Genomic DNA, 12,577 nt, shown 5'->3' with positions numbered 1-12,577 from the left:
GTGTATCGGCTTTCGTCACTCGTCTTCCTTTGCCCCGTCCTCATCGTGCCCGTACCCGGCATCTGCCATGCGCTGGATGGTTTCCTGCAGGAGGGCCACGTAGCCGTGCACATCCAGGGAGTCTTCCTCCGGTTGGCCCTTCGCGGCGTAGAGCCAGCCGACTTCGTAGGGGTCGCTCTTCACAATGCAGGCGTCGACGTTCAGCGCGTCATTCATTCCGGCAAAGGAGCCTTCCATGACACAGAGGACGTCGCTGGCGGCTTTGAACCCCTCGACGCTGCCGATGGAGTCCCCGGGGAAGATGGGGTCGCTCACTTGCACTTTGAAGTTCGCCTCGACCAGTTCGCCCAGCATGCGGGTGGCGAACTTCGTGAAACCCACGCGCCACAGGCCCTCCTCCCCCTCCACCGGCGCCATCCAGTAGTGGCTGCGGGAGTAGCGATAGTTTTCGGGGAAACGTGCCGTGAAGCGGGCGTGTTTGAAGCGGACGAAGGTGAGGGGCATGGGAGGCGGGAATCGGGATTCAACAGGCAAAGGCCGAGGGGTCAATGGGCAAATGACAAAGCCCGGATGAGGAATGGCGAACAGTGGACATGGCCGGCGCCTCCCGATACATCATTCGTCACTTGTCATTCTTGACCATCGCGCTTGGACCGTTCACAACATGCCCATGGTCTCACGCCTCTGCCTTCTCGCTCTGCTGGCTTTCACCCTGCCCTCCTGTGTCTATTTCGGCGTCAACGCTCCCCCGAAGCCGGCGGTAGGGACCCAAGTGAAGGGCTGGCCGCACGCTCCCTTCACGGAAGTGCGCGGCTACTGCTATGACTTCACGGCGGACGAGGCCAGTTCCTTCTTCATCAACGGTCGCATGCACAAGGGCGTGCTGGATCCCAAGGGCGTGAAGCTCACCGAGCCGCAGGTGGCTCAGCTGATGAAGGCGATCACCATTTCTCATGGCAAGCAGGACCGCACCCCCTGTTACAAGCCGCACCACGCCTTTGCCTTCTATGATGCCTCCGGTCGCGTCGTGGGCGTGTTTGAGATGTGCTTTGGCTGCAACAAGTTCAAGGAAACGCCGGACGGTCTGCCGGAATACGTGGACACGCCGGCGCTGTACACCCTCTGCAGCGAACTGGGCCTGCCACTTGGTCAGGGAAATGCCTTCTACACGGAAGTGTGCTCGCGTGGAAAGACGATCAAGTACTGAAATGGGGGCAGGCGGGTAGCCGCGGTTTCCACAGGCTGGCGTGCATGAAATTTTTTATGTAACATCCCGCTGAGCACGCCTCAGTACAGGGCAGAACCATGAGCACCGACTCAAATCTCTGCCCAAAATGCAGCCAGCCGCTGCCTCCGGACGCGCCACGCGGCCTGTGCCCGGCGTGTCTGATGGCGGCGGCGATGGAGACGGAGCCCCTCCCCGCCTCTGCCATGCCGGCACCGGAGCCGGAGATGCTGGCAAAGGCGTTTCCACAGCTCGAAATACTCGAACCACTCGGCGCTGGCGGTATGGGCCGGGTGTACAAGGTGCGCCAGCCCCATCTGGATCGCATCGCCGCGCTGAAGATCCTGCCTCCTGAACTGGCCTCGGATGCTGGATGGGTGGAGCGGTTTCATCGCGAAGCGCGGGCGCTGGCGCGGTTGAATCATCCGCACATCGTGCAGGTGTTTGATTTCGGCGAGGCGTCTTCCGTGGACGACCGCCCTCCCCTACCCTATCTCCTGATGGAGCTTGTGGACGGCGTGAATCTCCGCCAGGCGATGCAGGCCGGCACCCTCACGGCACGCGAGGCGCTCGCCATTGTACCAAAGCTCTGCGAAGCGCTCCAGTATGCCCACGAGCGCGGCGTGCTGCATCGCGACCTGAAGCCGGAAAACATCCTCATGGACGGCGAGGGCCGGGTGAAGATCGCGGACTTCGGACTGGCGAAATTTGTGCATGGCAAGGAGGACCCGCCACCGTCGGCGATGCTCACACAAACGGGCATGCACATGGGCACCGCCGCGTACATGGCGCCGGAGCAAATTGAGCATCCGCAGGACGTCGATCATCGTGCGGATATCTACAGTCTCGGCGTGGTGTTTTATGAGATGCTCACGGGCGGCCTTCCTCTGGGGAGATTCCCCGCTCCGAGTGAGACCAGTGGCGTGGACCCTCGGCTGGATGGCGTGGTGTTTCGCACCTTGGAAAAGCATCGCGAAAAGCGCTACCAATCCGCTGGCGAGGTGAAGACGGGACTGGAGCATGTCTACACGGCACCTGCGTCTCCCAGCACGGACGTGGCACCAACCCTGCTGCCACGAAATAGCGGCTGCAATGTGCTGGCATGGATCCTTGTGAGCGTCTTCTTTTGCCTTCTCGCAGGGCTGGCGATCCCCATGGTCCTCTACTTCAGGGCTCACTCTCACCCACCGGTCGCGTATCAACCCGTCGCCACCCAGATGTGCGACACGCTCAATCAGGTCGCGACCAAAGTCTCTGTGGACCATACGGTCACACCGAACGGCGCCTTCAAAATCGAAGCCCCGCACGGCACAATCCTCACTGTGGCTGAACAAAAGGACATCATCGTTCCCCCGGGAGGCAAGCTCTGGTGCCGTGCCATGATGAAGTCCGAAGGCACCCCAAGCTCAACACTGACGTTCCTGGAAGTATACAAGGAGAGCACGCTGGGCGATCGATATTTTTCCCGAAGCACCCCCGGAAAAATGTACGGTTCATGGGAATGGCGTGAAGTCGTCGTCCCCGTAAGCATCAGCCGGAACGAAACCCTCAGAAAGGTGCTGGTGAACGTCAGCCTGGACGGACCCGGCACTGTCTGGATCAAGGACATTCGACTCTCGCACGAACCCACTCCGTGATGCTGCTTCCGAACCAACCTTCCTATTTCCAGCCATGATCACCTCAGCCATCCCCCATAGCCTGTTGCGCCACCTCGTCAGCGTGCTCGTGCTGACTTCCACCAGCATTTCGGCAGTCGAACTCGGCTCTTTCCCCTGCAACGATCTCAGCCAAGTGAAGACCCTCGTCACCGTGGACAAATCCGTCACGGCAGATGGCAACGGTTCTCTCAAGGTTGCAGCGGCCCAGAATGCCGTGATCACCATCGCCGATCAGAAGAACCTTCGGGTGGAAAAGGGTGAGACTCTCTGGTGCATCCTCAAGGTCAAATGCGAAGGCGTTTCCCAGCGCGCCTTCCTGGAAATGTGGTGCGAAGTCGCAGAAGGCAAACGCGCCTTCTCCAAGGGCCTGAATCAGGCGATGCAAGGCAGTGCGGAATGGTATGAAATCCGCCTGCCCATGATGGTGAATGATGACTTCACGGTGAACCGGGCACTGGTGAACGTGGTTATCGAAGGTTCTGGCACGGTGTGGGTGGATCAAATCACCTTTCAAAAGGCGAAAGGGCTTTCAGCAGCCTACACCCTGGACCATTGATCCCCAGCGGCGCCTTCTGTCATGCTTTCCATGATGGCCCACTCCTTCATCGAAACCCGCTGGACCCTGGTGCAACGCGCCCAGGGTCACTCCGCGGATGCGTCGGTGGCCTTGAGCGAGCTGTGTGAGGCGTACTACACCCCAGTACACCGTTTTGTGTGCGGATGGTGCGGCCATGCGGAGGATGCACGCGACCTTACGCAGGAGTTCTTTGCACGGTTGCTTGCCCGTCCGCAGATTGGTGGAGCAGCCCCGGAACATGGGAAATTTCGCTCCTTCCTGCTCGGGGCAGTGAAGCACTTCTTGTGTGACATGCGCGACCGTGGTGCACGCTTGAAACGCGGTGGTGGCGTGGAACATGTCGCACTGGATGCGTCGGTTAAAGAAGGTGGTGAGGCAGTGGAACCGGTAGGGATCGAAGACGCATCAACACCACCACCGGATGTGGAGTTTGATCGTCAGTGGGCGCTGCATGTGCTGGAGCGGGCGCTGGAGTCGCTGGAGGAGGTGTTCGAGGAAGATGGAAAAGAGCAACACTTTCAGGCGCTGAAGCCGTGGCTGGTAACTTCCAGCATCAGTGATGAAGAAGCTGCAGCAGCGGCAAAGCTCGGCCTGCAAGACGGCGCGCTTCGGGTAGCCGTGCATCGACTGCGGCAACGCTTCCGCGAGCAACTCCGGCGCGAAATTGCCCAGACTCTCGCGGTGGGTGCGGATGTGGATCTGGAGATGCAGCACCTGCTTGCGGCGCTCAGGCAACGGTGAGGGTGAAATGCCTTACAATGAACAACTGCCTTTCGACAGGGAGGCACTTGTAGCCCAAGGAGCGGCACTAGCCCTAGTGCCGGTGGTAAGCGATGAGGGTGCGGAGCCTCTTCCTTGCTATTGCATTTTGTCGGCTGCCACGTGCATGACGGCACTAGGCTAGTGCCGCTCCCTGCGAGGGACTGCGCCGTTGTTTCACGTGCTAAACCTGGAGCACCGACCTTGAGGTTGGAATCGTATCCAGTGGACTGCCTTCTGCCCCCGACAAAGCGCTTGTCCCAACGCCAATCGGAGCACAGGGTGAGGCGCAGCAGCGAATTCAGTATGCATCACCACGCCCGCCTTTTCCGGCGGTTGGGGTGGTTTGCCGTCTACACATGTCGGAATCCCACGCAGAGCCAACCACAGAGACCGCACACCTGGCACCCGGGCTGGTGGACGCGGCCTTTGGCTCGAAGGCCTTCGCGGCCTTGTGGAAGCGGTACCGGCGCGAAGGCACCGTGACACTGGGCCACGTGTGCCGGGAGGCCTTCGGTTTTGCCACGGCCGTGACGCTCAAGGCCACGCAACCGTGCCGCACGTGGGTGCTGTGTCGTGAAGCACGCACGCAGGAGCAGACCCACGCGGACCTCCAGGCATGGGGAATGCCGGCGATGTTCTACCCGCGCGCTCCGCAGGGCGACGGCCCCAACGGGCTCAGCGATCCGGACACACAGGCAGAACGCATCTCCGTCATCACCCGCTTTTCAGGCAGCCCCAGTGAAGACGAACCTGCAGCTCGCGTGCTCGTGCTGTGCACGGACAGCCTCGACGAGCAGGTGCCCTCCCCGAAGGATCTGGATTCCTTCAAGAAGAGCCTGGAGCTCGGCATGAAGATCGAGGTGGAGGCACTGCTGCAGGAACTGGAAGCCTCCGGCTACGAGCGCATGCCCACCGTCGCGGAGCGTGGTCAATTCGCACGGCGCGGCGGCATTGTGGATGTGTTCTCCTGGCAGGGAGAAGAACCGCTGCGCATTGAGTTCTTCGATGACGAAATCGAATCGCTGCGCACCTTCGACATTCACACGCAAGCGTCCGTGCAGAGACTCCTGCGCGCGCAGCTTCTGATGCAGCAGGTGGACGCCTCCAGCGCGACCACCGCACTCTCCACCCTCTTCTCAAAGGATGACGCAGTGATCTTCATCGAGCCCGTTGAAGACGATGTGCAAGCCGTGCCGCAAGAGGTGAAGCGGCGCATCACCATCACCGCAGGTGCTCCGCGGGACGATGATGACGACAGCGCCACTGAAGACTACTCCGCGGCCATTTTTGAAAACCCACTGGGCATCTTCCACGCGGGTGACTTCGTGGTGCAGGAAGCGCGGCGCATCCAGTTTACCAAACAGGTGGAGGAGTGGCATCGCGAGAAGTGGCGCGTGGTGATGTTTTTCCACAATGAAGGCGAACGCGAACGCTTCGAAGAGCTCGTAGGACCACAGTGGCTGGCCGCGCAACGCATGGAGCTCACGCTGGGGCTGCTGCATCGCGGCTTCACCGTGCCAGCCGCTTCACTTGCCGTGCTGACCGGCGCAGAGATCTTCGGCCGCCACCAGCACACGCGACGCGTGCGCGGCTCCAAACTGGACGAAGCCCAGGTGCTGCGCCAGGCGCGCGATCAGATGCGCGACATGAAGGAGGGCGACCTCGTCGTGCACCTGGACTACGGCATCGGCAAGTTCGCCGGCATCGAGGTGCGCGAAGGGGTGAAGCGCGAGGAGGTCATGGTCATCCGCTATGCGGACCAGGCCAAGGTCTTCGTGCCGCTGAGCCAGTCGCACCTCGTCTCACGTTACGTGGGTGTGGGTGGCAAAGCTCCCACACTCAACAAACTCGGTGACGCGCGCTGGGGAAAGACCCGCGCTAATGCCGAGCGCAGTGTGGAGGAATTCGCCGCGCGCATGCTCTCACTCGCTGCGCAACGGCAGACGCTCCAGGGCTTCGCACATCCACCGGATACGAAATGGCAGGTGGAGTTTGAGCAGTCCTTCCTCTACCGCGAAACGCCGGATCAGCTCCGCAGCATCGCGGAGATCAAGCGTGACATGGAGCTGGAAAAACCCATGGACCGCCTGCTGTGCGGTGACGTGGGATTTGGCAAGACGGAGGTGGCCATCCGCGCGGCGTTCAAAGCAGTGATGGGTGGCAAGCAGGTGGCCGTGCTCGTGCCCACCACCGTGCTCGCCCAGCAACACTGGCAGACCTTCCGCGAGCGCATGAGCGACTACCCCGTGACGGTGGAAATGCTCAGCCGTCTCACGCCCAAGAAACGCGAAAAGGAAATCCTCGCCGGCGTGAAGGAAGGCACTGTCGACATCGTCATAGGCACGCACCGGGTGATTTCCAAGGATGTGCGCTTCAAGGATCTCGGCATGGCGATCATTGATGAAGAGCAGCGCTTCGGCGTGAAGCACAAGGAGAAGTTCAAGGAGCTCTTCAAGCTCGTCGATGTGCTCACACTCAGCGCGACTCCCATTCCGCGCACGCTGTACCTCGGTCTCATGGGCATGCGCGACATGTCCACGCTCGACACCGCCCCGCCCAACCGCATCCCGGTGCAGACGTCGGTTTCCGGTTATGACGAGCGTGTGATCCGCGATGCCATCAACGCGGAAATCCAGCGCGGCGGGCAGGTCTTCTTCCTGCACAACCGCGTGATGGACATGGAAAAGATGAAGGCCAAGCTCGAGGCACTCTGCACCGAGGCGCGCGTCATCATCGGTCACGGCCAGATGGACTCCGAACTGCTGGAGGATGTGATGCAGACCTTCATCAATGGCGATGCGGATGTGCTGCTCTGCACGACGATCATCGAGAGTGGCGTCGACATTCCAAATGCGAACACGATCATCATCGACCGTGCGGATCGTTTTGGTCTCGCGGACCTCTACCAGCTCCGCGGTCGTGTGGGCCGCGGGGGCGAGCGCGCCCATGCCTACCTCATGCTGCCCCGAGACCTGATGACAGGTGGCGACGCGCGCAAGCGGGTGAATGCCATCAAGCAGTACACGGCGCTCGGCAGCGGCTTCAAGATTGCCATGCGCGACCTGGAAATCCGTGGCGCCGGGAACCTCCTGGGCACGGAACAGAGTGGCCACATCGTGGCGGTCGGGTTTGACCTGTACTGCCAGATGCTCAAGGCCACGACCGCCAGGCTGCAGGGCCGCCGCGCTCCCCCTCCCATGGAAGTCACCCTCCACGTGGACTTCCTTTGCATGAGCGAGGCCGAATGGCTGGAGGCGACTGATCCGGAAGCTGCGCCCCGCAAACGGGTCACCGCAGCCACCGCCCACCGCCCCGCCGACCGTCAGAAGCTGGTCACGGCGAAGGAGTGGCGCATCCCGGCCTTCATCCCGCAGACCTACATGGAGGACGCACGCAGCCGCATCACCGCGTACCGCATGCTGGGGGAAGTGCTCACGCGCAAGGAGTTGGACAGTTTGGAGGCCTCCTGGAGGGACCAGTACGGCCGTCCGCCGGAGGCCGTGGAGCACCTGCTCATCTGCGCCGCCATGAAGCTCACGGCTGCCGCCAAAGGTATCACAGCGATCGACATAAAAGAAGGAAAACTGATGCTCACACGCAAGGGTGGCTACGTGTTGGTTGGAGGCAAGTTTCCTCGTTTGACAGCCCCTGACGCGCCCCTACTATTGCGCGAATCTCTCCACCTCCTGAGAAGTTTTTAATCCATGAAGATCAGCCGTACCATATTGATTGCCGTAACCGCGTTGCTTGTGCACGCCAGCACAAGCTCCAGTTCCGGCGCGTCCTATGGGATCGCAGCGACCGTGAATGGCAAGGTCATCACCACCTCCGAGGTGCGTGAAGCCGTCCAAATGCAGGAGCAGCTCATCCAGATGACCGTCAAGGACCCCCGCATCGCGGCGGCCCGGCTGGCCGAGCTGAGGGAGAGCGCTCTCTTCGCCCTCATCGAGCGCCAGCTCGTGCTGAGCGAGTTCGAGAAGCTGGGAGGCAGCATCAAGGCCCAGTACGTGGATGACGACATCAACAACATCATCCGCGAGAGCTACAGTGGTGACCGCGAAAAGTTCCTTCATGACCTGGCCAAGACGGGCATGACCATCAAGAAGTTCCGCGAGCAGCGGGAGAAGATGATGGTGGTCTCCGTGCTGCGCTCCCGCCAGACGGCAAACCTGCCGCCGCCCACGCCCGCGCAGGTGGACGCCTTCTACAAGAAGAACCTCGATAAGTTCCGCGAAAAGGGCTACATCAAGTTCAGCACCATCACGATTCCAAAGTATCCGGTAGGCGACGCCTCCACCAGCACGGAGTCCCAGAAGAAACTGGCCCAGGAAATCCGCACCAAGATCTCCGGCGGTGCCGACTTCGCCACCATGGCCCGCACGTACTCGCAAGACAGCCGCTCGGAAATGGGAGGTGACTGGGGCCTACAGGAACGCGACGGCCTGAGCAAGGAGATTGCGGACGTCGCCTTCGACCTCAAGCAGGGTAGCATCAGCCCGGTGACTGAGATCGGGCCGAACTACATGATCATCTTCTGCGAATCCAAGGAACTCGGCAAACTGGAGCCGCTGGAAACGGCCCGTCCGAAGATTGAAAAAGTCATTTCCGCTGAGATGGGCCGCGAAGCGGTGAACCGCTGGCTCTCCGGCCTGGCCTCCAAGGCCATCATCCAGCCGGAATCCGTGCGGAAGTCCTTCTTCGAGTGGCTGAACAAGGAGAGCAAAGAGGCGGAGCAGAAGCAGCCGCAACAGTCCCAGCAGCCCCAGCCGTAAGGCAAGCGACCGAAGCTGCGGTCCCTTAAGTTTCACGAAAAGCGCCACGGAAGTGGCGCTTTTTTGTTTGGAAAGGAGCGCGGCTTTTCCAAGCCGCAAGTGAGCAGGGCCCATAACAAGGAAATCATGGGTATGCTTCACCAGGGAAGTTGCCAACAAGCGGCCTGGAAAGGCCACGCTCCTTTCGCTACTGAGGCACGCCCCATCTACTCCTTCAGCCAATCCAGTGACACGCGACGCATGCGGAGGCGATTGAGCCCGCCGACCTTCGTATCACCGGCGCAGTAAGCGAGCAGCACGGCGTTGTCCTTGGTGAAGTGCATGGCGGTGTAGCAGTACCAACCTTCGGGGTCCTCCTCCAGCAGCTTGCGGACCGGCCAGGTCTTGCCACCGTCCTGGGAGACACAGGCATTCAGCGGGGTGCGCTTCTTCGCGGGAAAAGCGAACTTGCCCGAGTGGTCGTTGTAGATGGCGAGCAGGTCCGTGGTGCCAGGCAGCACGCGGATGCTGGCAGGCGAGGTGGGTGATTTCATTTCCGTGAGCACGGGCGCGGACCAGGTGCGCCCTCCATCCGTGGAGGTGAATCCATATTGCGCACCTTGATCCGTGCGGCTCCAGCCCATGAGGGTGCCATCCGGCAGTTCCACCACGCCAGGCTCTTGTAGGCCCGAGCCGCTCGCCACCGGAATGGCCCACCAGTTTGCCGCCTCCTGCCACGTCTGCCCGGCGTCATCCGAGTAGATCCACATGGTGATGGCGCGAGCATCGAAGGACTTGCTGCTGTGCGGATCACTCAGCCTCGAACGGTGATACCCAAGCGGCAGGATGATGCGGCCTTTGGAGGTCTGGATGACGCGGTCGTTGTTCAGCACAAAGTAGCCCGGCGCCTGGAGGAGCAGCTTCGGTTCCGACCAAGAAGCGGCCTCATCCGTAGAGACACGCATGTGCGGCCGGCAGTCCAGCCAGCTGTTCTTGATGCAGTAAAACATGGCCAGCCGCCCATCCTGCAGGCGCAGCAGAGAGACGCTCATCACGTTGTTCCCCGCGGTATTCTCCACCACCACCTGAGGCTCGCTCCAGGTGCGGCCCTGGTCATCGGAGTGAATCTGCACAATCCGCGCGGGGCTCTCATCCGCCGCGCCACCGTAGAACTGGGTGTAGCAGAAAATGATGCGCCCTGATGCCAGGGTGGCAAAGGAACCCTCCGAATTGCGCGGATTTTCTTTGGTGGGCTCGACGTTGCGGACCACGATGTTCTCCGCGTGCACAGGGCAGGCGGCCAGCAAAAGAAGCGCGAGGAGGGCAGCTTTCACCAGACCACTACTGGACGTGCGGTGTGGATTTTTCATCGCCTGCCGGACACCTGAGAAAAAGATTGCCCGCTCCGCCCGTTCCGTTTTTCCTCAATTGTCGCCTCCTTTCACATGAACCGCCGCCGCTTCCTTCAGTCCGCTACCGCCGCACTCGCCGCTCCCGCCGCGGTTTCAACCGCATCTGCCCAGGCAGTGCCTGCAAAAGTGCGCATCGGGCTCGACCACTTTGCGGTACGCGCCACGGGATGGAAGGCGCCACAGTTCATCGAGTATGCCGGCAGCCAGAAGGTCGATACTCTTTTCCTGTCCGAGCTGCTGCCCTTCGAGAATTTTGAAGATGCGTATCTCAAGGGCCTGAAAGAGCAGGCCGATAAGGCGGGCATCGCCCTCTACGTGGGCACCAGCAGCGTGTGCCCCACTTCGGCGCGGTTCAAGCCGACGTTCGGCACGGCGGAGGAGCATCTCTCCCTATGCATCCGCGTGGCCCAGGCGCTTGGTTCCCCCGTGGCGCGCTGCTACCTGGGCGGGAATGATGACCGCAAGGGCGACGGCGGCATCCAGCGCCACATCGAGGCGCTGCTCAAGGTCTTCGCCGCGTGCAAGAGCAAGGCCACTGATGCGGGCATCAAGATCTCCATCGAGAACCACGCCGGAGACATGCAGTCGCACGAGCTGAAGGCGCTGATTGAAGCCGCCGGCAAAGATTGGGTGGGTGCGAATATCGATCCCGGCAACGCGACCTGGGTCATGGAAGATCCGCTGCGCCACCTTGAGGTGCTGGGACCTTATGTAAACTGCTCCAGCGTGCGCGACTCAATGATCTGGCTCAATGACAAGGACGAGGCCGTGGTGCAGTGGACGGCCATCGGTGAGGGCCTTGTGGATTTCAAAGCCTACACCAAGCGCTTTGCGGAACTCTGCCCCGGCGTGCCTCTCAACATCGAAACCATCTCCGGATTTGCCAAACCGCTTCCCTTTCAGAAACCGGAATTCGTCAAAGAACTCGGTTATGAGAAGATGCCGGCGGATGACCTCGCGGCATTCGTGGCACTGGCCAAGAAGGGCAAACCCATCCCGCCCTTCAAGGCTCCGGACAAGGAGGCCGACATCAAGTATCAGAAGGGCGAATTCGAGCGGAGCGTGGCGGCCCTGCGCAGCTACGGTGCGGGTGTGCGGTCATAGCTGATCTGGACCACTCGATGGCCGAGGAAAAAGATTGTCTGCTGAATTAGAATTGGTTTGATGGATGGAGGCGGTGTCATCGTATGACAACCCCACGCTTCAGCGTCTCCCCCCTACCTGCCAAGCACAGCTGCACCATGAGCACCCCATTTACCTCTTTTCTCCGCCGAGCCACTCTGGTGATGGCCACCCTTCTCACGTCGGCCTCCCTGTGCCATGCCGTGGATATTCCCTCCAAGGGCGGCATTGTCGTTTTCACCACTACGGATAGTGAAAGTGACAAGTTCGCCATGGCTAATGAATATGTGTCCATGGAGTCGTTTGGCATGACGAGCACCTTCAAGTTTGCCAACGGCCAGACCCGGCAGATGCAGCCGCCCGCCTTGCGCGTGGTGGTCCCCTACCCGGACTACGCCGCTCTCACGCTGGTGACGGACACAGACTGGCAGTCGTTGGAGAAAATTGCACAGGATGCGGACGCCGCAGCCGTGAAGTATCCCAAGAGCGCTCCACTCATGCAGGCGCTCAAGGCCACGCTCGCCACCGCGCTGCAGAAACATCAGCAAGGCTATGTGGTCATCTCCGGTGGATGGCTCAGCAAGGAGGACTACGCCAAGAAGGTCACGGATACCAAGGCGGACTACGTGGAGAAGCTGGTGCTTTCCGGAAAGATGTACAAGAACGTACGGCTCTCCGCGGTGAATGGCGACCTGGTGAAGCTGATGCATGACAGCGGATTCGCCAACGTGCCACTCGCGGACCTGAAAAAGCTCCCCGACGATCAGCGCAAGCCCCTTGCCAAGACCAACCCGCGGCTGGCTTCCATCCTCGGCTACAAGGCGGCTGACCTGGGTTCGTCGGCCGGTTCGATCGCTGCCGCTGCCGTCGTGAATTCAGGCGCGTACAATACCCTCTCCTACTCCATCGTCGGAGATCAAGTGACCATCACACGCGTGGGCTCCACGGAAACCTTCGCCATCGACAAGGTCCCCGCGGAATATCTGTCAAACAATCCAGACCTGGCCCAAGCGATCAAAGATCATCTGGCGAAGCAGAAGGCGAAATAGTCCGCAGGCATGAGTCGGAAC

The 12,577-nt window shown here is 61.0% G+C and carries 10 protein-coding genes; 8 read left to right on the top strand and 2 right to left on the bottom strand.

The window, feature by feature from the left end; genetic code table 11:
- Positions 1-15: 15 nt before the first annotated feature.
- Positions 16-504 (bottom strand): glycine cleavage system protein H, encoded by a 489-nt coding sequence (locus G5S37_RS03885; RefSeq protein WP_165201030.1) that lies wholly within the window; start codon positions 502-504, stop codon positions 16-18.
- Between the two features lie 166 nt (positions 505-670).
- Here G5S37_RS03885 and G5S37_RS03880 point away from each other — a divergent pair, with 166 nt between their 5' ends.
- The 6 genes from G5S37_RS03880 to G5S37_RS03855 all read left to right on the top strand — a co-directional run bounded on the left by G5S37_RS03880 (position 671) and on the right by G5S37_RS03855 (position 8,994).
- The gene (locus G5S37_RS03880) at positions 671-1,207 is read left to right on the top strand and encodes a hypothetical protein (RefSeq protein ID WP_206026296.1); all 537 of its coding nucleotides are present in this window, start codon (positions 671-673) and stop codon (positions 1,205-1,207) included.
- Positions 1,208-1,305: 98 nt separating this feature from the next.
- Positions 1,306-2,862 carry a serine/threonine-protein kinase gene (locus G5S37_RS03875; protein ID WP_165201026.1) on the top strand — a complete coding sequence of 519 codons (1,557 nt, stop codon included), beginning with the start codon at positions 1,306-1,308 and terminating at the stop codon, positions 2,860-2,862.
- Positions 2,863-2,896: 34 nt separating this feature from the next.
- Positions 2,897-3,439, top strand: coding sequence for a hypothetical protein (locus tag G5S37_RS03870; RefSeq protein ID WP_165201024.1), 543 nt, complete (start codon positions 2,897-2,899; stop codon positions 3,437-3,439).
- Between the two features lie 30 nt (positions 3,440-3,469).
- Complete coding sequence (locus G5S37_RS03865) at positions 3,470-4,201, top strand: sigma factor (RefSeq protein WP_165201022.1); 732 nt, start codon at positions 3,470-3,472, stop codon at positions 4,199-4,201.
- Positions 4,202-4,578: 377 nt separating this feature from the next.
- Positions 4,579-7,923 (top strand): transcription-repair coupling factor, encoded by a 3,345-nt coding sequence (gene mfd / locus G5S37_RS03860; protein ID WP_165201020.1) that lies wholly within the window; start codon positions 4,579-4,581, stop codon positions 7,921-7,923.
- Positions 7,924-7,926: 3 nt separating this feature from the next.
- Positions 7,927-8,994: a SurA N-terminal domain-containing protein gene (locus G5S37_RS03855; RefSeq protein ID WP_165201018.1), complete on the top strand. Its 1,068-nt coding sequence runs from the start codon at positions 7,927-7,929 to the stop codon at positions 8,992-8,994.
- Between the two features lie 206 nt (positions 8,995-9,200).
- Here the strand turns inward: G5S37_RS03855 and G5S37_RS03850 are convergent, their stop codons facing one another.
- Positions 9,201-10,307 carry a sialidase family protein gene (locus G5S37_RS03850; protein WP_240914796.1) on the bottom strand — a complete coding sequence of 369 codons (1,107 nt, stop codon included), beginning with the start codon at positions 10,305-10,307 and terminating at the stop codon, positions 9,201-9,203.
- 111 nt (positions 10,308-10,418) lie between these two features.
- Here G5S37_RS03850 and G5S37_RS03845 point away from each other — a divergent pair, with 111 nt between their 5' ends.
- Entirely contained in the window at positions 10,419-11,489 is a 1,071-nt protein-coding gene (locus tag G5S37_RS03845) for a sugar phosphate isomerase/epimerase (protein ID WP_165201014.1), read from the top strand.
- A 137-nt stretch (positions 11,490-11,626) separates the two neighbouring features.
- Positions 11,627-12,556 carry a hypothetical protein gene (locus tag G5S37_RS03840; protein ID WP_165201012.1) on the top strand — a complete coding sequence of 310 codons (930 nt, stop codon included), beginning with the start codon at positions 11,627-11,629 and terminating at the stop codon, positions 12,554-12,556.
- Positions 12,557-12,577 lie beyond the last annotated feature (21 nt).

The organism is Roseimicrobium sp. ORNL1 (genome assembly GCF_011044495.1).
GTDB lineage: Bacteria > Verrucomicrobiota > Verrucomicrobiia > Verrucomicrobiales > Verrucomicrobiaceae > Roseimicrobium.
Note: the sequence above shows the minus strand (reverse complement) of the source record. Positions and strands in the feature narration are given on the sequence as shown.

Bases quoted from the DNA above. Each gene is read 5' to 3' on its own strand.
- G5S37_RS03885 (WP_165201030.1), bottom strand. From the start codon at position 504: ATGCCCCTCACCTTCGTCCGCTTCAAACACGCCCGCTTCACGGCACGT.
- G5S37_RS03880 (WP_206026296.1), top strand. From the start codon at position 671: ATGGTCTCACGCCTCTGCCTTCTCGCTCTGCTGGCTTTCACCCTGCCC.
- G5S37_RS03875 (WP_165201026.1), top strand. From the start codon at position 1,306: ATGAGCACCGACTCAAATCTCTGCCCAAAATGCAGCCAGCCGCTGCCT.
- G5S37_RS03870 (WP_165201024.1), top strand. From the start codon at position 2,897: ATGATCACCTCAGCCATCCCCCATAGCCTGTTGCGCCACCTCGTCAGC.
- G5S37_RS03865 (WP_165201022.1), top strand. From the start codon at position 3,470: ATGATGGCCCACTCCTTCATCGAAACCCGCTGGACCCTGGTGCAACGC.
- mfd (WP_165201020.1), top strand. From the start codon at position 4,579: ATGTCGGAATCCCACGCAGAGCCAACCACAGAGACCGCACACCTGGCA.
- G5S37_RS03855 (WP_165201018.1), top strand. From the start codon at position 7,927: ATGAAGATCAGCCGTACCATATTGATTGCCGTAACCGCGTTGCTTGTG.
- G5S37_RS03845 (WP_165201014.1), top strand. From the start codon at position 10,419: ATGAACCGCCGCCGCTTCCTTCAGTCCGCTACCGCCGCACTCGCCGCT.
- G5S37_RS03840 (WP_165201012.1), top strand. From the start codon at position 11,627: ATGAGCACCCCATTTACCTCTTTTCTCCGCCGAGCCACTCTGGTGATG.